Raw genomic sequence first — 22475 nt, 5'->3', positions numbered from 1 at the left:
TTTTTTTGGCCTGGCTGAAGGCCTACTTGCCGCTGGTGCGGCGCTGCAGCTGATCGCGCAGGTTCGGCGGCGTCCCTTTGATCGTTAAGGTATCGGTAGCCGGATCCCAGAAAACGCGCTCGCCCAGTAGGCCGGCGTCAAAATTGAGCGTCAGACCGCCGCCGCTGCCGGCGAATTTGGTCAGCTGACGCAGCGTGCTGCGATCCGCCGGGAAATGCTCCTCCAGCTCGTAGCCCTGCTCCTGCGTAAAAGCCTGAAAGGATTTCTCGCCGAGCGGCGGCAGCTCCTTCGACAGATCCTCCAGCGCAATCTCTTCGCCCGCCTGCAGCTGTTCGTTGCAGTAGCTGTAAACCTGCTGGCGATAGTTCTGCCGCTCGCTTTTATCGAGCTCTGACTCCGCGCAGTAATCGTCTACCGCCTGCAGCAGCCCGCGGTTTTGCGCTTTCGTATCCAGACCGACGCTGGCGCCGAGGAAATCCATAAAGAAATCGGCGACCTTGCGCCCTACGCGCCCGCGTAGAAAAGTGAGATAGCGCGTAGATTCTGGCGTCAGCTCCCATTCGGTCAGATCGATGCGCGCCACGATGTCGGCGTGGTTGATGTCGAGATAGTGCGTGCTGCTGATGTCGAGCTGCTCGTTGACGCGCATGCTGCGCTGGCTGTTGAGCACCGCGATCAGCAGATATTCCACTGCCAGATAGCGATAGTGCACAAACAGCACTACCCCGCCTTCGGCAAAAGGATATTTCGCCAGCTCGTCGCGCAGACGACCGGTCGCCGCGCGGCTGAACGCCAGGAAGTCGTCATTGCCTTTGCGGCAGTTGCGCAGCGCCTCCGCCAGTTCGCTCTCCTGGTTGAACAGGCCATAGGCTTTGTTTTTCGCGCTGTAGACGCGGTGCAGCTCTTCTACCATCGCTTCCACGGTGGCGTTAGCGGGCAGCAGCGTATCGCGCAGTACCAGCTCAAGCTGATTCTCGTCGCGCTTGATCAGCTGATGCAGGGCAATCTGGTCGATATCCAGACTCATGGTAGACTCTCCTTTTAGTTCAGGCGCGTATTCAAACACCGCCCGCATCGGCTTTCAACTCCATGCTTTAACCGATCGATGCGCTTTCGATAAAATTGCGGTAAAAACCCTGTCGTTACGGTACTATACCGCCTTTTGAAACGAGATTAGCCGACGATATGCCACAATCATCCCGTTACAGCGACGAACGCGTGGAAAAACTCCTCGCGCAACTGGCCCAGGTGCTGCAGAAAGACAATGCGCCGACCGACCTTTCCCTGATGGTGCTGGGAAATATGGTGACCAACGTAATCAACAGCGACGTTGCGCCGGCGCAGCGCCGTTCGCTGGCACGTTCTTTCGCGGAAGCTCTGCAGGCCTCCGTACGCGACGACAACGCCCATTAATCGCTGATTTGATCGCATAATATGGTAACCAACCGGCAGCGCTACCGCGAAAAAGTCTCCCAGATGATCAGCTGGGGGCACTGGTTTGCTCTGTTTAATATTTTATTCGCGTTGATTTTAGGCAGCCGCTATCTGGTGGTCGCCGACTGGCCCGCGTCGCTCGCGGGGCGTATTTACGCCTTCAGCAGCTGGATCGGCCACTTCAGCTTTATCGTGTTCGCCGTCTATCTGCTGGCGATATTCCCGCTCACCTTCCTGGTGATGTCGCAGCGGCTGCTGCGCGTCCTGTCGGCGATTATCGCCACCGTCGGGCTGACGCTGATTATGGTCGACAGCGCGGTGTTCAACCGCTTCCATCTTCACCTGAATCCGGTGGTGTGGGAGCTGGTGATCAACCCTGACCAGAGCGAGATGGCGCGCGACTGGCAGCTGATGTTTATCAGCGTGCCGCTGATCTTCCTCGTGGAGATGCTGTTCGCCACCTGGAGCTGGCAGAAGCTGCGCAGCCTGAACCGGCGCTCGTTCGGCAAGCCGCTGGCGGCACTGTTTATCACCGCCTTTTTCGCCAGCCATCTGCTCTATATCTGGGCCGACGCCAATTTCTACCGCCCGATTACCATGCAGCGCGCCAATCTGCCGCTCTCCTATCCGATGACCGCGCGACGCTTCCTTGAGCGCCACGGTCTGCTGGACGCGCAGGCTTACCAGCAGCGCCTGATTCAGCAGGGCGATCCGGAAGCGGTGTCGGTACAGTATCCGCTCAGCGATATCACCTTCCGCGACGGCGGCACGCGCAATAACCTGCTGGTGATCACCGTGAAATCGCTGAACGCCGGTGATATGGCGAAAGCGCTGCCGCAGCTCAATCAGTTCGCCGGCAATAATCTGCGCTTTACCCAGCACTTCAGCGCGGGCGACCTGCCGGAAAAAGGGCTGTTTGGCCTGTTCTACGGTATTTCCGCCAGCTACATGGACGGCGTGCTAGCGGCGCGCATGCCCTCGGCCTTGCTCGGCGCATTAAGTTCACAGGGCTATCAGTTCGGGCTTTTCTCCTCTGAAGGCTTCAATCAGCCGCTCTATCGCCAGGCGCTGCTGACGGACTACACCCTGCCCGCCACCGACAGTCAGCCTAACGCCAGCACCGTTACCCAGTGGCAGAACTGGCTTAACGGGCAGAAAGGCGACGGCAATCCATGGTTCTCCTGGCTGGCGCTGGACGGCGTCGACCTAAGCAGCGCCCCGGCGAAATCGCGTCAGCGTAGCTACCTGCGTCAAACTGCCGCCATCGATGAGCAAATTCATACGGTGCTCACCACGCTGGAGCAGCGCGATCTGCTGAAAAATACCGTGGTGGTGATTACCGCGCAGCAGGGCGTAGCGCTGGACGGCAACCTTGACAGCGTGGGCAATCGTGCGAACCTGCAGGTTCCGCTGGTGATCCACTGGCCGGACACCCCTGCGCAGACCATCGATCGCCTCACCGACCATCAGGATGTCATGGCGACGCTGATGCAGCGCCTGCTGCACGTGCGCACCAACCCGGTGAACTATTCGCAAGGGGAAGATCTCTTCGCCGCGCAGCGCCGCCACGACTGGGTCGCCAGCAGCGAAGATAATCGTCTGGTGGTGACGACGCCGCAGGTGACGCTGGTGCTCAACAATAACGGCAGCTATCGCGCTTACGATGCTAAGGGCAACGCCCTGAAAGATCATAAGCCTCAGCTGGCGTTGCTGCTGCAGGTGCTGACGGAAGAGAAGCGTTTTATCGCTAACTGATTATTTATGAGGCAGTTAGACGGCTGCTGCTTGCATTCCGCCAGAGAAACAGTAGACTAGGCCCCACTGTTCGGCACGTAGCGCAGCCTGGTAGCGCACTGTCATGGGGTGTCAGGGGTCGGAGGTTCAAATCCTCTCGTGCCGACCAAAATTCCCAACTAAAGCAGCCTGTTAAGGCTGCTTTTTTTATGCCTGCCGTAAGCCTTTTCTCTCTTTGCCCCGGACACACAGGCGCCGCCTCCTGCGGCTTCCGCACGCTGTGCGCAGCAACATGGTCTATACTGACTTCTGTGTGGGTAATGAAGAGGAGAGTTTATGCATTCTATTGAAAAAGACGATCCAAACAACGCGCCCGAGTCAGGCGACAAACGTCCTGAACCGGATCAAAAGCAGTAACCCACAAAGGTCGCCACGCGCGGCCTTTTTGCTGCCTGTAGCGGCTCAGGATCTATAAGCTTTTGCCTCAACAGATAAGCCGTTACACTTTCATTCAGCCGCTTACGCCAGGCAATTAACGCTGATCTTCCTCACAAAAACCGCAAGCCGCCGCGCTTTTTAATCTTAGTGAAACAAAACTGTCATAAATATTCCTTAATCTTAATGCCTCTGAATTTCGGATGGATATCATTATGGTTATCAAAGCGAAGAGCCTGCAGGATGCGGAAGAACTGCTTCATTCAGGCGTGAGTAAAGTGGAACTGGCTTACAATATCGGCAGCGACGATTTTTTTCGCCTGGCCTCGCGCTGGTGCGATCGCGGTGCGCGCATCACTAAAGGTCACCATCACTTCGTGGTTTCCGTAAAGGGCTTTGCCATTCCGCCTAACGACTAAGCGGTTGCCCCGACCATGGCGGGCTGCTTTAATGCCCTTTTGCGCGCCGCCGTGGAATCCTATGCATTCTCAGATCGTTTCTCTGCCGCCTCCTGAAGGCGGCTTTATTCGCTCCGCGCATCTGCGCCGTGGCGATGTGCTGCTGGCGCAGGCGCGCTTTGACCTGACTCTTTATGACGACAGCTTCAGCGCGCGCTGGAATCTGCCCTTTCCATCTGCTGTGCAGCAGGCGGTAAAAAAGCGTCGCGCCGAATACCTGGCCAGCCGCTGGCTGGCGCGTGAGGTGACAGGCGAGATTGGCATCCCCGACTTTCTGCTGAAAAACCATAGCGACCGGTCGCCCGTCTGGCCGCCCGGCGTGCAGGCGTCGCTGTCGCACACCGACGGCGCGGTGGCGCTGGCCATGACCCGTCAGCCGCTCTGCATCGGCGTCGATATTGAAAGCGTGATGAGCCTGCACACTGCAGAGGAAACCGCCGCCCTGCTGATGAGCGGCCAGGAAGAGGCGCGGCTGCGCGCGCTGCCGCTGCCGTTTTCGCAGGCCGCAACGCTGCTGTTTTCGCTGAAAGAGAGTCTGTATAAAGCGCTGTGGCCGCAGCTGCATCAGCCGATGGATTTTCCTCAGGCCAGCCTGCTGGAGGCAGATATCACCACAGGCAAAGCGGTGATCGTGCTAAACCACAGCTTTAGCGCGGCGTTTGCCGCCGGTATGCGGCTCGAGGCGGAATTTCAGCTGGAGGCGAATCGGGTGCTGACGCTGCTGACCTGTCCTGCGGCAGGCAATAAAACACCGGCCCTCCCCCCATTGCGCTAAGCTTTTTCTTCCTGCTGAAAAGTGAGGTCGGTGCGCTGCACCGCATCCAGCGTCGCCATGTCACGCTCGCGTCCGGTCAGCTCGCTGAGTTTGCCTTCGCGCATCTCCAGCAGACGGTCGGCGTGCATAAAATAGTGGTCGTCATGGCTGATGGCGAACACGGTTTTGCCCGACGCCTGCAGCCAGGGCAGCAGCTCACGATAAAAGACGCGGCGGAAGTGGGGATCCTGATCCGCCGCCCACTCGTCCAGCAGCAGCACGTCGCGCTCTTCCGCCGCCGCCAGCAGCAGCGCGACCCGCTTGCTCTGCCCTTTCGACAGCTGCAGGTTGAGGATTTTATTGCCTTCGATTTTCAGCTTGTCCTGCATTTTCAGGCGCTCAAGCCAGGCCTGCACCAGCTCAGGATTCGCGGGGGCGCCCTCGCGCCCGATCAGCCGATCGAAGAGATGCACGTCGGTAAACACGGCGGAGAAGTGCTTGCGCCAGCGATCCAGATCTTGCGTGCCAATCGGTTTGCCGTCCAGCAGCAGCGTGCCGCTGTGCGGCTGGTAGAGGCCGGTCAGCAGCATCGCCAGCGTCGACTTACCGCTGCCGTTGCCACCAATCAAAAACAGCAGCTCGCCGCGTCGCAGCGTCAGGTTAATGGGGCCGACCTCGAAACCGTTTTGTCCGTAGTGGAAGCAGACGTCGCGCAGCTCCAGCGTGTGCCACTCCGCCAGCGGCGGCAGCGTATAAAAGCCCTCCTGATGGGGCGCAAGGTCGAAGGCGTTAAGCTTGCGAAACGCCACCTGGGCGCTGAGCAGCGTCGGCAGCGCGCCGACCGCCGACAGCAGCGGCGTGCGCAGGAACAGCAGCGTCAGCGAGAAGGTCGCCGCCACCGCGGTGTTCGCCCAGCCCAGGCTGTTGGCCATAAAAAAAACCATGCCTATGGCGCCGAGCGTCATGATATTCGACCAGTTTACCGCGCTGAGATGGTAGGTGTCGGCGCGCACGATATGGTGACGGTAGGCTTTCGCATCTTCCTGATAAACGGTTTCGTAGATCAGCTGAGCGCGCTCGCGGTTCAGATGCAGCTCTTTGCGCCCTTCCGTTACCGTCTGGAAATCGCGGTAGAGGTCATCTTCTACCTCGCGCAGTTTCGCCATATGGCGATAAACGCGCGACACCAGCAGCCAGCCCCCCACCAGCGTCACCGCCATCCACAGGCTGGAGACCATCAGCATTTTAGGCGAGAGCCAGGCGAGATAGATTGCCGATCCCAGCGTGATGATAATGCCCTGAATCAGCTCCGGCAGGCGGACGAAGGCGATGGTGATGGCGCGGATATCGCTGGTCAGCCCGGCCAGCAGTGGCGCGTTGCCGATCTGCTCCAGCCGCTCGACGCGGGTATCCAGAATGCGTTTGATAAATTCGCCGCGCAGCCGCCAGACAAACTGATGCCCCAGCAGCGTCAGCGCCAGCTGGGCGGCGAGCGTGACCGCCATCAGCAGCACCAGCTGTAGTAAGAAGCCAGGCAGCACGGAGAAAGAGGTATTGATCGCCGAGATCATTTCGCTGTTGATATAGGCGATCATAGCGATGCCGAGCACGGCGCTGAGCAGCGTCAGCAGGATCACGCCGATAAAAGGCCAGCGAAACTGGCGAAAAACAACCTTGAGCAACGCCATAAAAAAGTCCAGCAGTCAGGAAAGCAGCCAGCAGTTTAAAGCGATGCGGAATGATAGCAATAGTTATTCGCAATCGCGCCGCGCTCAGAAGGCGCGGCGAAAGGTCAGGTTGTAGCGGAAGGCGCCAGTCAGCGGATGATCGCCAGGCTTAAGCGGCAAAATACCGTGGTAGCGCAGGCGCGACGGTCCGCCCCACACCACCACGTCGCCATGCTCCAGCAGCACGCGTTGCGTGGCGTCGCCGCGCGCGAAGCCGCCAAACTGAAACACCGCCGGCAGCCCCAGCGATACTGAAACGATCGGCTGACGCAGATCGCGCTCATCTTTATCCTGATGCAGCGTCAGCTTTGCGCCAGGCGCGTAGCGGTTGATCAGGCAGGCGTCAGGCGCGAACAGCGGGAACCCCGCCTCGCGCGCGCAGTCGAGCGCCAGCTGGCGAAACAGCAGCGGCATCGGCGGCCATTTGCGGCCGTTCTCCGCATCCTGCTCGGTGTATTGATAGCCGCGCGCGTCGCTCGACCAGCCGAAATCGCCGCAGTTAGTCATCGCCACCGACATGCGGTGACCGCCCGGCGTAATGCGATGGTGGAACGGATTCTGCTGCGCCACCGCCAGCAGCGCCTCGATCAGCGCTGGCGCGTCGTCGCGCGCGCGGCGTCGCAGAATGGTCGCGCCCTCCGCCAGCGGCTCCTGCCACGGCGCCTCTTCACTAAACAGATCAAGCATCACTCCCCCTTGCGCCGCTACTCGCCGTCGATCAGAAAGGCTTTGAACTGCGGCGACATCCAGCTGACGAATTTATCGCCCTCTTTACTGATAAGGTAGACCGCCAGCTGCTGCTGCAGCGCCAGCGCCTTCGCCTTTTCGCTGCCCAGCACCATCAGGCCGGTATCCCAGCCGTCAGCTTCCAGCGCCGTGGTGGCGATCACCGTGGCGGAAACCAGCTTATGCTCAATGGGCCGGCCAGTCGCGGGATCGATGACGTGCGAAATGCGTTTGCCGTCCAGTTCATAATAGTTGCGATAGCTGCCGGATGTGCTGATGCCGTGCCCCTGCAAATCAACCCGTGCCTGCACGGCGTTTTCGCTGTCGGTGGGTTTCTGGATCGCCACGCGCCAGCGCTGGCCCTGCGCGTTCTCTCCGCGGCTCAATACCGCCCCGCCGACCGAAACCAGATAGTTGTTGATCTCTTCGCGCTCCATCAGGCGCGCCAGGTGATCGGTGGCATAGCCTTCGCCCATCGTTGAGAGATCGACATAGAGCCCCGGCAAATCTTTTTGCAGCCACTGCCCTTGCACCGTCTCAATAACGCGCAGGTGCTGTAGCCCGGTTTGCGCCTTCGCGGCGGCGATCTCCGCCTCTGTCGGGATATGAGCAGGCTGTTTCGCCGGGCCGAAGCCCCAGAGATTCACCAGCGGCCCCACGGTAATATCCATCGCGCCGCCGGTTTTTGCGCCGATACGCAGTGACTCGGTAACGATATCCGCCATATCGGCGCTGACCGGCTGCGGTGCGTCGCCCTGATAGCGGTTGAAGCGCGACAGCACGGAATCGGGTTTCCAGGTCGACAACGTCTGGTCATCCGCATCAAGCTGCTGCTGGATCGCCTGCTGCAGTGTCGCTTTGCGCGCAGCGTCAACGCCCGCCAGCGACACGCGCCATACCGTGCCCATGGTTTTACCTTCCAGCACCATCGCCTGCGATGGTGCTTTGCTATCGCAGCCGCTCAGGGCGCAAACTGCCGCTGTCATTAGCAGAATATTCCAGTATCGCATTCTTCCCTCATCTGTAACGCTATATTCCAGCCTGAAACAAAGCATAAGTCGTTAGTAAAGTAGTCAAAAGCGGCTTGTAAACCCGCACTGCCTGACCCACTCTCTGGCAGGGAACCGGCTGATAACAGGAGGCCCCAATGATTTATCTGATTCTCGCGTTTGCAGGCGGACTATTTATTTTCAGCATTGCTAAGCTGCTGCAACAGCGTCGTCAAAAGCGCCTTGACTGGGGCGCGGCGCGTCAGCGTTGAGCAGGCATGCACCAAAATGCTGCGGCAGTGTAGCAAAGCAGGCGGGAAATCCGTGGCTGTGAGAGCGATCGAGCTGGCATGAATCGTGCACTGTTTAGACCGGGTTTAACTCCGGGAGGTGCAGCATGCGTAAATTATCATCAACGTTCGGTCAGTGGCAGCAGTGGCTGAGTTTTTCCGCATTCACCCTGGCAGGGGTTGGATTTGAGGGCAGCGCCCCGCCACAGCCAAAAACGCCGCCTGCGGCCAGCCGCAGACGGACGCTGCAGTCATAGTACAGCCCTGATGCACTTAATCCCGGACGCTCGTCCGGGCGTCGTCCCGGCGGCCAGTAAAAGCGTCGTTCGCTGGCCGCTATCGGACGGACGTGCCCTTCTCCCCACTCCTCCCACGCCGTGCTGATTCATTGACACACACAAGCGAGAATGGACGCCATTGTTCTCAGGCTGCCGTCTGGGCCGAACAGGGCAAAGCCGGGCAGTTTACATTGCTGACGGTTGGCGCCATCGTGCAGCGCAGCGGAGAGAAGAAGCGGAGGGGGGGTAACAGAGGATTTAGCCGCCGCGCGGGCGGCAACGCTGCACACGAGAGCGTAGCCCGCAGGCTACGCTCCTGGCGGTTTAGAACTGATAAACCAGACCCAGCGCCACGGTATCGTCGGTGTTGATGCCGGCCGCGTCGGTGAAGGCATTGTCGTCCATCAGGTTGATCTGGTAATCAACGTAGGTGGACATATTTTTGTTGAAGTAGTAGGTCGCGCCCACATCAACATATTTTTTCAGATTCTGTTTGCCCCAGTTCTGAATGTCGGTGCCGCGTGAAGTCACGAACGCCAGAGACGGACGCAGGCCGAAATCGAACTGATACTGCGCCACCAGCTCCCAGTTATCCGCTTTATCAGCGAAACCATGGATGTCATCATCAGTGGAGCCGAAGCGGGTAGCGTTATAGGAACGGCTGTACATCGCCGCCAGGTAGATATTGTTAGCGTCATACTTCAGACCGCCGGTGTAGACTTCCGCCTTGTCACCGCGACCCAGGATGGCCGGATCGCCGCCGTTCTGATTGTTGGTACGGTCAGACGAGAACATGGCCGCGCCGATTCCCAGGCCAGATCCCAGATCGTAGGTGGTGCTCAGGCCCCAGCCGTCGCCATTCTCACCCAGCACATTGCGGCCAGAGCTTTCACGGCTCGGGTTGTCGTTTTTGCCCTGATACTGAACGGCGAAATTCCAGCCGTCTACCAGACCAAAGAAGTTGGCGTTACGGTAGGTCGCCATGCCGTTGCCGCGCTGGAACATAAAGTTGTCCGCGCCGTAGGTGTCGCCGCCGAACTCCGGCAAGACGTCGGTCCATGCGCCGATATCATATGCTACGCCGTAGTTGCGGCCGTAGTCGAACGAGCCCGCATCGCCGAACTTGATACCGGCAAAGCCGACGCGCGTGTAGCTGTCAGCGGTGCCTTCATCTTCTGAGGTATTCAGCGCCGCCTGATATTCCCACTGGCCGTAACCGGTCAGCTGGTCGGAAATCTGGGTTTCGCCTTTGAAGCCGAAGCGCAGGTAAGACTGGTCGCCGTCATTACCGTCGTTGTCTGAGAAATAGTGCAGACCGTCGACTTTACCGAACAGGTCTAATTTGTTGCCGTCTTTGTTGTAGATTTCCGCTGCGCTGGCAGAACCCGCTGCAACCAACAGCGCAGGGATCACCAGGGAGAGAACGCGACGTTTCATTTTATTGCCCTCTGTTATATGCCTTATTTTGCCACTGCAAGCTGAACGCTCAAAAATTCAGCCGGCACGCCATTGTTATTTTATAAAGGGCAATAAGCCACCATGAAAATGCTACGAAATTTCCAAAACTGTTTCATAATGCGAAACAGTTATTTCCGGATGTAAAATTTGCGGAACTAATAACCAGCACGTATCGATAAAAATTATCGCACAAATTATCAAACCCATTTTTAAACTTTTATTTTCATCATGTTACATGCAGCTCTATATGAGCACTGAATGATAAAACCTGTACGTCATCTGATAATACAATAGATCCCGCTATCATCATTTATTTCATTATTACCTTCATTCACCCCGAATGAGATGTTTACCCTAATTTCGCGCCGGACCTCTGTGTCCGGCATTTTTTTGCCCAACATTCGGCGTTTCCACCCTGTCCGCAAGTAAAGTTAATTAATGATCCTAAAATAACATGGCCCACTTTAGGCACTTGTTGCCAATAATCGCACTTCCGGTTAATTATTTCCCTCCATATTTCCCTTGTTAATTTATCACCGTAATAAAGCGCCTCCCCTTATGTGAGATTGGGCTATTTGCACGCCGAGAGGCGCTCGCCGCAAAATATGACGGTAAGGCGTTCTGAATAGTCGCGTTCTATCGACAGCGCCTGACGAGCTCAGCCGCGCGTCAGAAAGGTTAAAAGCGTAACGCGCAGGATAATGACGTGAAGCAAGGCCATCAGCTGACTGGAGAGATGCCAGGAAAGTTCTGGAAAAGTTTAGAGAGGAGATAAAAGTCGCTAGAATGCCGACTTACACGCCGCTTTATCGCTATTCTGCCTTTCCCGGCAGCGCATGCGGCTACGGCATTGATGCTACACTTCGTCGCTTTACTACTCACGAATATCACTATGACCGCATTGGACGCCGCCCCACCCAGGAAACTTCACAGCCGAGTCAGTCTGGGCACACGCCTTGTTTTTCTTATTGCCGGCCTCGGCATGTCCTCCTGGGCGCCGCTGGTGCCGTTCGCCAGCGAGCGGTTAGCGCTGAACGGCGCGTCGCTGGGCGCGCTGCTGCTCTGTCTGGGTGTGGGTTCGCTGGCGGCGATGCCGGTCACAGGCGCGCTGGTAGGCCGTTTCGGCTGCCGCCGGGTTATGCTCGGTTCGACGCTGGTGATTCTGGCAATGCTGCCGCTGCTGGCGACGCTGGAAGTCATGTGGATGATGGCCGCGACGCTGATGGTATTCGGCGCCGGGCTGGGCATGCTGGACGTGGCGATGAACGTACAGGCGGTTGAGGTGGAGAAAGCGGCCCGCAAGCCAATGATGTCCGGCTTCCACGGCTTCTTTAGCCTCGGCGGCATTCTGGGCGCGGGCGCGATCAGCCTGCTGCTGGGCGCCGGCCTGTCGCCTCTGGCGTCAGTGGCGCTGGTGCTGCTGCTGATAGCGCTGCTGCTGACGGCCAGCCTGCCGACGCTAATGAGCGAGCGCCTGCATCAGCCCGATCAGCCGTGGCTGGTCGTCCCGCGCGGCTTCGTCGCCTTTCTCGGCCTGCTTTGCTTTATTCTGTTTCTTGCCGAAGGCGCCGTGCTCGACTGGGGCGCGCTGCTGCTGCTGCAGCGTCCCGAGATGTCGACGGCGCATGCCGGGCTTGGCTATGCGGTCTTCTCGGTGGCTATGACCATCGGCCGTCTCACCGGCGACCGGATTATCCACCGTTTCGGCCGCTTTCCCGTAATGCTGACAGGCGCGCTGACCGCATCGGCCGGTCTGGCGCTGGCGGTTTTTCTGCCCTGGCCGCAGATAGCGCTGCTCGCTTTTCTGCTGGTGGGCTTTGGTTTGTCCAATACGGTGCCGATGTTATTCAATGCTGTCGGGAATCAGCAGGATATGCCCTCGAATCTCGGGATTTCCGCCATGACAACGCTGGGATATGCGGGTATTCTCTCAGGTCCGGCCTTAATCGGATTTATTTCTCAATGGCTGAGCCTCAGCGGCGCCTTTCTGCTCATCGCGCTGCTGCTGCTGGCTGTGGCCGCCAGTGCCCGACTGGTCGCGCGATGATTTCAGGTGTCTGACACGCTATGTTGCCCTTTAAGTTTCCAGTGACATCCGGCAATGTCACTCGCTTTTTTGTGATTTTCAATCTGGTGCTGCTGCTGGCGCTGGGCTTTATGGTCCATAATTCGGTCAACGCCTGGCTGACCGAGAAACGCTATGCCATGGCCGATCTGGCGCGCGCGACGCAAAAGCGCATCGACGCCTATCGCTTCGCCACCTGGCAGATTTACGAGAACCTCGCCACCAGCGCGGCGGGCAGCGTGCCGAACAGCAGCCTGCAGGAGACGCGGCTGCGTCCGGACGTCTACTATCTGGAAAAAACCCGCCGTAAAACCGAAGCGCTGATCTTCGGCTCGCACGACAGCAGCACGCTTGATATGACCATGCGCATGTCGAGCTACCTCGATACGCTGTGGGGCGCGGAAAACCCCTCCTGGTCGATGTATTTTCTCAACGGTCAGGACAATAGCCTGATTATGATCTCTACGCTGCCGCTGAAGGATATGGCGACGCGCTATAAAGAGAGCGCCATCAGTTCGCTGGTGGACGGCCGCCGTGCCGAGATGCTGCAGCAGGCCAACGCGCTGGACGAGCGAGAAAGCTTTTCGCCGCTGCGTCACTTTTCGTTTCAAAACGACCACTACTTTACCCTGCGCACCACCTTTAACCAGCCGGGCCATCTGGCAACGGTGGTCGCCTTCGACCTGCCGATCAACGATCTGACGCCGCAGAACATGCCGATCGAAAACTTTCAGCTGCGTCAGGACACGGCGCTGCCCGCCGCTGGGGCTCAGGAAGAGAGCGAAAGCACGCAGATCGCCATGGTTAATCCTGACCTGGAAATTGCCGCTACCCTGCCCAGCACGCCGCTGCAGCTGGTTTATCGCGTGCCGCTCACCAGCCTGATGATGGATACGCTGCATAATCTGCTCTGGCCGCTGCTGGTGAACCTGCTGCTGTTCCTGCTCTCTTTTGTCGGCATCACGCTGCTGCGCCAGCAGTCGCTGCGCCCGAGCGAAAATCAGAGCGCGGAACTCGACTCGCTGCGCGTGCTCAATGAAGAGATCGTCGCCAGCCTGCCGGTCGGCCTGCTGGTGTATGACTTCGCCAGCAACCGCACCATCCTCAGCAATAAGATCGCAGAACATCTTTTGCCGCATCTCAATCTGCAAAAAATCATTAATATGTCCGACCAGCATCAGGGCGTGCTGCAGGCGACCATCAACAACGAAGTGTATGAGATCCGCCATGCGCGTAGCGTGCTGTCGCCCCATACCCAGCTGTTTTTGATGCGCGATCAGGATCGCGAGCTGCTGGTGAATAAAAAGCTGCAGAAGGCGCAGCAGGTGCTGGATCGCAACCATCAGATGCGCCAGCAGCTGCTGCAAAATCTCGGCCACGCGCTGAATCGTCCGCTGGAAAAGGTGGTGGCGCAGCTGGTGCAGCTGAGCCAGCGCGACGAAGACGAAACCGTGCTCGATCTGCTCGACGAGAGTCAGGGCCTGGCGCGGCTGGTAGACGACATCGTCCTGCTTAACCGCCTTGAGGCGCACGACTGGTCGCCAGACGCCAGCGTTTTCAACCTGCAGGAGCTGCTCGACGAGGTTGCGCTGGAAAGCCTGCCGCTGATGCGCCGCAAGGGGCTGTCTCTGGTGGTGAATAACCTGCAGCCCAACGACGAGCAGCGTTTCGGGGACCGCCGTGCGCTGCGTAAAGTGCTCGCCACGCTAATGCACTATGCGCTGACCACCACGCGCTGGGGCAAGATCTCGCTGACGGTGAACGCCGACGAAGCGCATCCGGAACGCCTGCTGATTCAGCTGGTGGATACCGGCGCAGGACTGACCGTCGACGAGCTGGCGAACGCCGATTTCCCGTTCCTCGGCGAAACCAGCCAGGATCGCTACGGGCAGGCCTCCGGCATGGCTTTTTTCCTCTGCAAGCAGCTGTGCAAACAGATGGGCGGCAGTCTGGAGATTATCGCCAAACCGGATATCGGCACGCGCTACAGCATTCAGCTTCCGCTGGCGGTAGAGCCACGGCCGGAAGAGGAAGAGGAGAAGCTGCTGGACGGCGTGACCGCGCTTATTGAGATCGAGGTGGAAGATGTCTACAAAATTGTCTGCCGCCATCTGGAAAACTGGGGGGCGCGCTGCCTGTCGCCCGAAGAGCGACTGTCAGGACAGGAACATGACGTGCTGGTGACCGACGACCCTAACAAGCTGAGCGGCTGGGCGCTGCTGCTGGCGGAGGATGAGCTGGGTCACCACGCGCTAAACGATCGGCAATACCGGGTCAACTTCAATCTCAGCAATGCGCTGCAGGATGCACTGCTGGCCCTGATTGAACAACAGCTGGCCCATGATTCCATGGATGAGAGTACAGAAGACGAGGAGTTAACCCCGCTGCTCAGCGGCGGCTACTTCCAGCTGTTTACCGAGACAGTACCGCCTGATGTAAAGAGACTGTATACTGAGTCGGCAGAAAAGGACTATGCCATGCTTGCTCAGACAGCGCATCGCCTGAAAGGCGTGTTTGCCATGCTTAACCTGACGCCAGGCAAACAGCTTTGTGAAGAGTTAGAACTGCACATCAAAGCATGTGACGATTCAAACATTACAAATACCACCAGTGACATTGACGCTTACGTTAATGAACTGCTGCAGCAAGGTAACCAATAAGATGAATAACTTAAATGTAATTATTGCCGATGACCATCCAATTGTTCTTTTCGGTATCCGAAAATCTCTGGAACAAATTGAATGGGTCAACGTTGTAGGTGAGTTTGAAGACTCAACAGCACTGATTAACAGCTTGTCAAAACTTGATGCCAACGTCCTGATCACCGATCTCTCCATGCCTGGCGAGAAATATGGCGATGGCATCACGCTGATCAAATATATCAAACGTCACTATCCTGACCTGGCGATTATTGTTCTGACCATGAACAACAACCCGGCCATTCTGAGCGCCGTGCTGGATCTGGACATCGAAGGCATCGTGCTGAAACAGGGCGCGCCGACCGATCTGCCGAAAGCGCTGGCTGCGCTGCAAAAAGGCAAGAAGTACACGCCGGAAAGCGTCGCGAAACTGCTGGAGAAGATCAGCGCTGGCGGCTATGGCGACAAGCGTCTGTCGCCGAAAGAGAGCGAAGTGTTGCGCCTCTTCGCCGAGGGCTTCCTGGTGACGGAGATTGCCAAGAAACTAAACCGCAGTATCAAAACTATCAGCAGCCAGAAAAAATCGGCGATGATGAAGCTGGGCGTTGATAACGATATCGCCCTGCTGAACTACCTCTCCTCTGTCAGCGCCACCCAGGTCGACAAAGAGTAACCCGTTGTTCAGACGGCGCTCAGGCGCCGTCTTATTTTCCGCGTCAGCAGGCCCGTCCGCCTACCCTTCCCGCGCTTTTCTTACCCGCTCCGCGTAAACCGCCAGCGTTGTCTTCAGCACGTCCAGCGTCACCGGTTTCGACAGGCAGTTATCCATACCGGCCTCCATACAGCGCTGCTTCTCTTCCGCCAGCGCGTTGGCGGTAACGCCGATCACCGGGAAAACGTGACCAAGCTGACGCAGCCGCTGCGTCAGCCGGTAGCCGTCCATATTCGGCATGTTGACGTCGCTCAGCACGATATCGATCTCGCTGCGGCTGATGACGTTAAGCGCATCGACGCCATCCTGAGCGGTTTTCACCTGATAGCCCAGCGTGCCGAGCTGCTCCGACAGCAGCATGCGGTTAATAGGATGGTCGTCGACAATCAGAATCCTGATGTCGTCATTGCTGATCACCTCTTCCGCCGGCGCAGAGAGCGCAAGGTTGGTCGCCGTGTCGCTCTGAATGGCAATGCGGTAAATGCGCGCCAGCAGGCTCGGCAGCTCGTGCGGCGTTGCCGTGCTGTGCAGCCAGCGCCCCGGCGCGATTTCACTCGGCATATCGATATGGGCGCCGCTGAAGATAATGACTGCCCGCAGCGTCTGCTCACCTTCCGGCTCATAGTCGGTGATGAGCACGTCGTCGCTGCCGCCTTTACCGTTATACGGCAGGATAGCGATGCCCTGCAGCTGCAGATCGCGCGCGATAAAACTGGCGAGATAGTCGTTGCGCATATCGATCCACAGGGTTTTGTCGTGCAGCCCGTCGAGCAGCGGCGGCGCAGGATGCTGGCCATTATAGACCGGAATGCGCACGATAAACTGGCTGCCCATGCCAGGCTCGGAGTCCACTTCAATATCGCCGTCCATCATATTGGTCAGCTTTTCACAGATAGCGAGGCCCAGGCCGGTGCCCTGGAAGTTGCGCTGTACGCCGTTGCCCACCTGAAAGAAAGGATCAAACAGCCGCGTAATCTCTTTGCCTGGGATCCCCACGCCGGTATCGCGAATACGAAACGCCAGATAGCCCTCTTTCACATAGGCATGGAGAATAATGCAGCCGGTATGGGTGAACTTGATGGCGTTGTTCAGCAGGTTGGAGATCACCTGCTGCAGGCGCAGCGGATCGCCATCCAGCGCCAGCGGCACGTCATGTTCGATAAAGCAGTAAAGCGTCAGCCGCTTTTTCATCACCAGCGAGAGATAGTTGCCGGCAATATGGCTGAGCACTTCGCGCGGCGAGAAGGGGCGCGGCTCGATCTTCAGCTGTTCCGACTCAATCTTGGAGAAGTCGAGAATATCGCTGATGATCTTCAGCAGCAGGCTCGACGAGTTGTTCATCGCGGTGACCAGTGAATCGACCTCTTTTGGCAGCTGTTTGGTCTGCATCAGATCGAGGTTGCCGATAATGCCGTAAAGCGGCGTGCGCAGCTCATGGCTGACGGTGGCGAGGAACATCGACTTCGACTGGCTCGCCTGTTCCGCCGCCTGCGCCATCTCCTGCAGCGACTGCTCCATGCGCACGCGCGCCGAGACGTCCACCAGCACGCAGATCGCCACGTTTTCGTTGCGGTAGCGCGAATGCACAAAGCTGATTTGCAGGTTGGTGTTGCTGCCGGTCAGCACGTCGACAAAGTTGACCTGCTGGCTGCCGATGATTTCATTGAGCCGCTGGCGATCTTCCTGCGTCAGCAGCGTCAGATAGTTGTGCGCCAGCTCGTTGCTGAGAATATTGGTGCCGTCGCGGGTGCGCAGAATGCAGATGCCCACCGGCGCCGAGGCGACGATTTTGCGGTTGAACTGCTCATGCTCCTCCAGCCGGTGCGCATTCTCTTCGGCCGGCAGGAACATCCGGCGCTCAAACAGCCATGCCAGGGTGAAAAGCACTATCGCGCTGAGCAGATTAAGCAGCAGCGCATTGATGATCATGAGCTTGAGCTGATCCACCAGCACACTGGTCGACACCGACCACACCATATTGAGATCGGAAGGCGGCAGCGGCTTTTTGAGCACCAGCTGACGATAGCCGTCAAGATAACCGAACCAGCTGGTGTCGTCCGGGAGGTCGTCAAGTGAGAAGCCGACGCCACCACGGCGCGAGGTCAGCAGCGGGCGGTAATTTTCATCGACGAGGGTGGCCACCACCGGCAGGCTGCCAGGCTGAATAAACTCGTCCAGGCGGATATTTTGCTCGACGCCCAGCAGCGCCTGTAGCTTATTGGCGACGTAAACCGGCACCATCATATAGAAGGTGCCGACCCCGGGCTGTGCGCTGGCGTTGATCCAGTAGACAGGATTGCGTCGCTCTTCGTCGTTGCCATTGCGATAGCGCAGCACGCGTTCGCGCAGCGCCTTGAGGCTACGTTCGCGATCGACATTGCCGCTGCCGATAGTAAAATCCGCCAGGCACTGGCTTTCACCGCCGATAAAAAAGACGCGGTTCAGCTCATAACTGGAAGCGAAGTTACTTTTCCAGTAGTTGATGTAGTAGCTGAGTGAATCAAGCGAGTTGCGCCAGGTATTGCTCATCGAGGAGCAGTCGCCGTCGGAAAAGAGCGGCGTAAACTGCGGCAGTGTCGCTTTGCCCGGCAGCACGCCATTAATCATGTCCAGGCCGCTGCTGACGCTGGTAAGGCGATTTTCAGTGATGTACTTCAGCTCGCGCATCACGTCGGCGGAGTGGCGCACATACCATTCCGCCTGGCCATAGTTGCTGGCGAACTCTTGCCGCACGCTGCTCTCTTTGTCATGCAGCACGCTGATGATAAAGAAAGTGGTCAGCACCGCGCCCAGCGTCCAGAGCAGCAGCGCCAGCGCACGGAACAGGTAGCGCGAGATGCGCAGCGTGGTTCGGAAAGAGACCAGATATTTCAAAGGAAACTCACTACGGCAAGGTTAATGACGGGCTGGCTTCAGAATGCTCATTACACTAGCTTTATCAGGGGAGAAAAGCCAGTCGGCATCTGCGCTTAACGGCCGCGCCGCAAAAAACAACGGCAGGTCGGGTTGCCCTTTCCTGCCGTAAAATTGCGTGCCGCCTTCCCTGGCGGCGCAAGCGCGAAGCGTTACTCCTCTTCGTCCGCTTCAGGCGTCTCGTCGTCAGCTTCCGCTTCCGGCGCGATATCTTCCTCGCCTTCCGCTACGCTGCCGTCGATGGCGTCGAGCTCTTCCTCTTCCACCGGTTCGGCCACGCGCTGCAGACCCACCACGTTCTCATCTTCCGCGGTACGGATCAGGATCACGCCCTGCGTGTTACGGCCGACGATGCTCACTTCGGAGACGCGGGTGCGCACCAGCGTGCCGGCATCGGTGATCATCATGATCTGATCGCTGTCCACCACCTGCACCGCGCCAATCACCGGACCGTTACGTTCGGTGACTTTAATGGAGATCACGCCCTGGGTAGCGCGCGAACGGGTCGGGTACTCGCTAATGGCGGTACGCTTGCCGTAGCCGTTTTGCGTCACGGTAAGAATGGCGCCCTCATCACGCGGCACGATCAGCGACACCACGCGATCCCCTTCCGCCAGCTTGATGCCGCGCACGCCCGAGGCGGTACGGCCCATGGCGCGAACGGCGTTCTCAGCGAAGCGCACCACTTTGCCGCCGGCAGAGAAGAGCATCGCCTCGTCGTTGCCGTTGGTCAGCGCCACGCCGATCAGCTCGTCATCTTCGCGCAGGTTCACCGCGATGATGCCCGCGCTGCGCGGACGGCTGAACTCCTGCAGCGCCGTTTTCTTCACGGTACCGCTGGCGGTCGCCATAAAGATGTTGAAGCCTTCGGTATATTCGCGCACCGGCAGGATGGCGGTAATGCGTTCGTCAGGCTGCAGCGGCAGCAGGTTGACGATCGGACGACCGCGCGCCCCACGGCTCGCTTCCGGCAGCTGGTAAACCTTCATCCAGTAGAGACGGCCGCGGCTGGAGAAGCAGAGGATAGTGTCGTGGGTGTTGGCCACCAGCAGACGGTCAATAAAATCCTCTTCCTTGATGCGGGCCGCCGACTTGCCTTTGCCGCCGCGACGCTGCGCTTCGTAGTCTGAAAGCGGCTGATACTTCACATAGCCCTGATGCGACAGGGTGACCACCACATCTTCCTGATTGATCAGGTCTTCGATGTTGATGTCGGCGCTGTTGGCGGTGATCTCGGTGCGGCGTTCGTCGCCGAACTGGTCGCGCATGGCGATCAGCTCTTCGCGGATCACTTCCATCAGGCGTTCGGCGTTCATCAGGATGTTGAGCAGCTCGGCGATCTGCTCCAGCAGCGCTTTGTACTCGTCGAGCAGTTTTTCATGCTCAAGCCCGGTGAGCTTCTGCAGACGTAAATCGAGGATCGCCTGCGCCTGCTGTTCGGTCAGATAGTAGCGACCGTCGCGGATGCCGAACTCCTCGTCCAGCCACTCCGGACGGGCGGCGTCGTCGCCCGCGCGTTCCAGCATGGCGGCGACGTTGCCCAGATCCCACGCCTGCGCGATCAGGCCCGCTTTCGCTTCGGCCGGGTTCGGCGCGCGGCGGATCAGCTCGATAATCGGGTCGATGTTAGCCAGCGCGATCGCCAGACCTTCAAGGATATGCGCGCGGTCGCGCGCTTTGCGCAGTTCAAAAATGGTGCGGCGCGTGACCACTTCGCGACGATGGCGCACAAAGGCTTCGAGGATCTCCTTCAGCGTCATGATCTTCGGCTGGCCCTGATGCAGCGCCACCATGTTGATGCCGAATGAGACCTGCAGCTGCGTCAGCGAGTAGAGGTTGTTCAGCACCACTTCGCCGACCGCATCGCGCTTCACTTCGATCACGATGCGCATGCCGTCTTTATCCGACTCGTCGCGCAGCGCGCTGATGCCTTCGACGCGCTTCTCTTTCACCAGCTCGGCGATCTTCTCAATCAGGCGCGCTTTGTTGACCTGGTAAGGGATCTGGTGCACCACGATGGTTTCGCGGCCGGTTTTGGCGTCGGTTTCCACTTCGCCGCGCGCGCGGATGTAGATCTTGCCGCGCCCGGTGCGATACGCCTCTTCAATGCCGCGACGGCCGTTGATGATGGCGGCGGTCGGGAAATCGGGCCCCGGAATATGCTCCATCAATCCTTCGACGCTGATATCTTCGTCGTCGATATAGGCGAGACAGCCGTTGATCACTTCCGTCAGGTTGTGCGGCGGAATATTGGTCGCCATCCCGACCGCGATGCCGGACGAGCCGTTCACCAGCAGGTTAGGGATTTTGGTCGGCAGAACTTCAGGGATCTGCTCGGTGCCGTCATAGTTCGGCACGAAGTCGACGGTCTCTTTTTCCAGGTCTGCCAGCAGATCGTGCGCGATACGCGACATGCGCACTTCGGTATAACGCATCGCCGCGGCGGAGTCGCCGTCGACGGAGCCGAAGTTGCCCTGTCCGTCCACCAGCATGTAACGCAGGGAGAAAGGCTGAGCCATGCGGACGATGGTGTCGTAAACGGCGGAATCCCCGTGCGGGTGATATTTACCGATGACGTCACCGACCACACGGGCGGATTTCTTATAGGGTTTGTTCCAGTCGTTACCCAGTTCGCTCATCGCGTAGAGCACGCGGCGGTGGACAGGCTTCAGGCCGTCACGAACATCGGGTAAGGCTCGGCCAACAATGACCGACATGGCGTAATCGAGGTAGGAGCTCTTTAACTCTTCTTCGATATTGACCGGTGTAATTTCTCTTGCAAGGTCGCTCATGGAGCCGCATTCCCTCTACATATGCCCGGATTTTAAAGGTGCGAAAGTATATCACACACCAGCCCGCTGGTGAACGTTAACCGCCGTTTTCACGCGCTTTTCATCGCGCCGGAAAGGTGCCCCCGAAAGCAATAAGCGTTTATACTCAGTCAACATTTTTTCTGGAGTAATGATTCAATGAATGCACAACCGCAGGAAACGCAGCCCAACGTCGATGCGCAGGAAATCGCTAAGTTTGAGGCGGTCGCCTCGCGCTGGTGGGATCTGGAAGGCGAATTCAAGCCTCTGCACCGCATCAATCCGCTGCGTCTGGGCTTTATCGCGCAGCACAGCAACGGTCTGTTCGGCAAAAAAGTGCTGGACGTCGGCTGCGGCGGCGGCATCCTGGCGGAGAGCATGGCGCGCGAAGGCGCAGAGGTGACCGGCCTCGATATGGGCGCCGAACCGCTGCAGGTGGCGCGCCTGCACGCGCTGGAACAGGGAGTGACGCTCGACTACGTGCAGCAGACGGTGGAAGATCACGCCGAAGCGTTCGCCGGCCAGTATGACGTAGTGACCTGTATGGAGATGCTGGAGCACGTGCCGGATCCGCGTTCGGTCGTGCACGCCTGCGCTCGTCTGGTGAAGCCGGGTGGCGAAGTGTTCTTCTCGACCATCAACCGCAACCCCAAAGCCTGGCTGATGGCGGTGTTCGGCGCGGAATATGTGCTGCGCATGGTGCCGCGCGGCACCCATGACGTGAAGAAGTTTATCCGCCCGTCCGAACTGCTGGGCTGGGTCGACGAAACCGCGCTGCGCGAGCAGCATATCATCGGCCTGCACTACAACCCGCTGAGCGACAAATTTCGCCTCGGTCGCGGCGTCGACGTGAATTACATGGTGCATACTCGCCACGTGAAAAAGTAAGCCGCTGGCGCGCAAGGCAATTGCGCGCCCGTTATCCTGCCCTTATCGCTTTTGCTCGCGCTGTCGCTCTGCCGCTAGACGGTTGTCGGGAAAAAACACAGCGATGTGCGAAAAATCAGCGGTCGATCAAAATCTCGAATTTTTTGCCCTGCCGGTTGACAGGCT

15 protein-coding genes and 1 tRNA gene are annotated in these 22475 nt (G+C 58.5%); 9 read left to right on the top strand and 7 right to left on the bottom strand.

The annotated features are described in order from the left end of the window. Positions 1-22 precede the first annotated feature (22 nt). A complete protein-coding gene (gene yejK, locus ACR6A7_RS00565) occupies positions 23-1027 on the bottom strand; it encodes a nucleoid-associated protein YejK (protein WP_434122798.1) in 1005 nt (334 codons plus the stop codon). A 158-nt stretch (positions 1028-1185) separates the two neighbouring features. Here yejK and ACR6A7_RS00560 point away from each other — a divergent pair, with 158 nt between their 5' ends. The 5 genes from ACR6A7_RS00560 (at position 1186) to ACR6A7_RS00540 (ending at position 4836) form a co-directional block, all read left to right on the top strand. Beyond that, positions 1186-1413 (top strand): YejL family protein, encoded by a 228-nt coding sequence (locus ACR6A7_RS00560; RefSeq protein ID WP_033750387.1) that lies wholly within the window; start codon positions 1186-1188, stop codon positions 1411-1413. A 21-nt stretch (positions 1414-1434) separates the two neighbouring features. Next, positions 1435-3189 carry an LPS biosynthesis-modulating metalloenzyme YejM gene (gene yejM / locus ACR6A7_RS00555; protein ID WP_434122797.1) on the top strand — a complete coding sequence of 585 codons (1755 nt, stop codon included), beginning with the start codon at positions 1435-1437 and terminating at the stop codon, positions 3187-3189. A gap of 71 nt (positions 3190-3260) precedes the next feature. After that, positions 3261-3337 (top strand) — tRNA-Pro (locus tag ACR6A7_RS00550). A 481-nt stretch (positions 3338-3818) separates the two neighbouring features. After that, entirely contained in the window at positions 3819-4022 is a 204-nt protein-coding gene (locus ACR6A7_RS00545; RefSeq protein WP_033750392.1) for a hypothetical protein, read from the top strand. 61 nt (positions 4023-4083) lie between these two features. Beyond that, positions 4084-4836 carry a 4'-phosphopantetheinyl transferase family protein gene (locus ACR6A7_RS00540; RefSeq protein WP_434122796.1) on the top strand — a complete coding sequence of 251 codons (753 nt, stop codon included), beginning with the start codon at positions 4084-4086 and terminating at the stop codon, positions 4834-4836. On the opposite strand, the gene ACR6A7_RS00535 is transcribed toward ACR6A7_RS00540, so the two are convergent. The 4 genes from ACR6A7_RS00535 to ompC form a co-directional block, all read right to left on the bottom strand. Continuing rightward, the gene (locus ACR6A7_RS00535) at positions 4833-6503 is read right to left on the bottom strand and encodes a multidrug ABC transporter permease/ATP-binding protein (protein WP_434122795.1); all 1671 of its coding nucleotides are present in this window, start codon (positions 6501-6503) and stop codon (positions 4833-4835) included. The two genes, ACR6A7_RS00540 and ACR6A7_RS00535, sit on opposite strands and share 4 nt — an antisense overlap. Positions 6504-6587: 84 nt before the next feature. Then, positions 6588-7229 (bottom strand): DNA oxidative demethylase AlkB, encoded by a 642-nt coding sequence (alkB, locus tag ACR6A7_RS00530; protein ID WP_434122794.1) that lies wholly within the window; start codon positions 7227-7229, stop codon positions 6588-6590. A 17-nt stretch (positions 7230-7246) separates the two neighbouring features. Beyond that, complete coding sequence (gene apbE, locus ACR6A7_RS00525; protein ID WP_434122793.1) at positions 7247-8278, bottom strand: FAD:protein FMN transferase ApbE; 1032 nt, start codon at positions 8276-8278, stop codon at positions 7247-7249. An 871-nt stretch (positions 8279-9149) separates the two neighbouring features. Next, the gene (gene ompC / locus ACR6A7_RS00520; RefSeq protein ID WP_434122792.1) at positions 9150-10262 is read right to left on the bottom strand and encodes a porin OmpC; all 1113 of its coding nucleotides are present in this window, start codon (positions 10260-10262) and stop codon (positions 9150-9152) included. A gap of 913 nt (positions 10263-11175) precedes the next feature. Here ompC and ACR6A7_RS00515 point away from each other — a divergent pair. Genes ACR6A7_RS00515 through rcsB form a run of 3 tightly spaced genes read left to right on the top strand, consistent with a single transcriptional unit; the run spans position 11176 to position 15660 of the window. Beyond that, positions 11176-12330: an MFS transporter gene (locus tag ACR6A7_RS00515; RefSeq protein WP_434122791.1), complete on the top strand. Its 1155-nt coding sequence runs from the start codon at positions 11176-11178 to the stop codon at positions 12328-12330. 23 nt (positions 12331-12353) lie between these two features. Further along, positions 12354-15008, top strand: a complete 2655-nt coding sequence (rcsD, locus tag ACR6A7_RS00510) for a phosphotransferase RcsD (RefSeq protein ID WP_434123314.1) — start codon at positions 12354-12356, stop codon at positions 15006-15008. 1 nt (position 15009) lies between these two features. Next, positions 15010-15660: a response regulator transcription factor RcsB gene (rcsB, locus tag ACR6A7_RS00505; protein ID WP_434122790.1), complete on the top strand. Its 651-nt coding sequence runs from the start codon at positions 15010-15012 to the stop codon at positions 15658-15660. Positions 15661-15720: 60 nt separating this feature from the next. Here the strand turns inward: rcsB and rcsC are convergent, their stop codons facing one another. Then, positions 15721-18573: a two-component system sensor histidine kinase RcsC gene (rcsC, locus tag ACR6A7_RS00500; protein WP_434122789.1), complete on the bottom strand. Its 2853-nt coding sequence runs from the start codon at positions 18571-18573 to the stop codon at positions 15721-15723. Between the two features lie 191 nt (positions 18574-18764). Then, the gene (gene gyrA, locus ACR6A7_RS00495) at positions 18765-21404 is read right to left on the bottom strand and encodes a DNA topoisomerase (ATP-hydrolyzing) subunit A (RefSeq protein ID WP_434122788.1); all 2640 of its coding nucleotides are present in this window, start codon (positions 21402-21404) and stop codon (positions 18765-18767) included. Positions 21405-21581: 177 nt separating this feature from the next. Here gyrA and ubiG point away from each other — a divergent pair, with 177 nt between their 5' ends. Beyond that, positions 21582-22310 carry a bifunctional 2-polyprenyl-6-hydroxyphenol methylase/3-demethylubiquinol 3-O-methyltransferase UbiG gene (gene ubiG / locus ACR6A7_RS00490; protein WP_033750429.1) on the top strand — a complete coding sequence of 243 codons (729 nt, stop codon included), beginning with the start codon at positions 21582-21584 and terminating at the stop codon, positions 22308-22310. The last annotated feature ends 165 nt before the right edge of the window (positions 22311-22475 follow it).

Origin of the sequence: Pantoea phyllosphaerae (assembly GCF_051025595.1) — a bacterium.
Lineage (GTDB): Bacteria > Pseudomonadota > Gammaproteobacteria > Enterobacterales > Enterobacteriaceae > Pantoea.
Note: the sequence above shows the minus strand (reverse complement) of the source record. Positions and strands in the feature narration are given on the sequence as shown.

Bases quoted from the DNA above. Each gene is read 5' to 3' on its own strand.
- ACR6A7_RS00540 (WP_434122796.1), top strand. From the start codon at position 4,084: ATGCATTCTCAGATCGTTTCTCTGCCGCCTCCTGAAGGCGGCTTTATT.
- ACR6A7_RS00560 (WP_033750387.1), top strand. From the start codon at position 1,186: ATGCCACAATCATCCCGTTACAGCGACGAACGCGTGGAAAAACTCCTC.
- yejK (WP_434122798.1), bottom strand. From the start codon at position 1,027: ATGAGTCTGGATATCGACCAGATTGCCCTGCATCAGCTGATCAAGCGC.
- apbE (WP_434122793.1), bottom strand. From the start codon at position 8,278: ATGCGATACTGGAATATTCTGCTAATGACAGCGGCAGTTTGCGCCCTG.
- gyrA (WP_434122788.1), bottom strand. From the start codon at position 21,404: ATGAGCGACCTTGCAAGAGAAATTACACCGGTCAATATCGAAGAAGAG.
- alkB (WP_434122794.1), bottom strand. From the start codon at position 7,229: ATGCTTGATCTGTTTAGTGAAGAGGCGCCGTGGCAGGAGCCGCTGGCG.
- ompC (WP_434122792.1), bottom strand. From the start codon at position 10,262: ATGAAACGTCGCGTTCTCTCCCTGGTGATCCCTGCGCTGTTGGTTGCA.
- ACR6A7_RS00545 (WP_033750392.1), top strand. From the start codon at position 3,819: ATGGTTATCAAAGCGAAGAGCCTGCAGGATGCGGAAGAACTGCTTCAT.
- yejM (WP_434122797.1), top strand. From the start codon at position 1,435: ATGGTAACCAACCGGCAGCGCTACCGCGAAAAAGTCTCCCAGATGATC.
- ubiG (WP_033750429.1), top strand. From the start codon at position 21,582: ATGAATGCACAACCGCAGGAAACGCAGCCCAACGTCGATGCGCAGGAA.
- rcsB (WP_434122790.1), top strand. From the start codon at position 15,010: ATGAATAACTTAAATGTAATTATTGCCGATGACCATCCAATTGTTCTT.
- ACR6A7_RS00535 (WP_434122795.1), bottom strand. From the start codon at position 6,503: ATGGCGTTGCTCAAGGTTGTTTTTCGCCAGTTTCGCTGGCCTTTTATC.
- ACR6A7_RS00515 (WP_434122791.1), top strand. From the start codon at position 11,176: ATGACCGCATTGGACGCCGCCCCACCCAGGAAACTTCACAGCCGAGTC.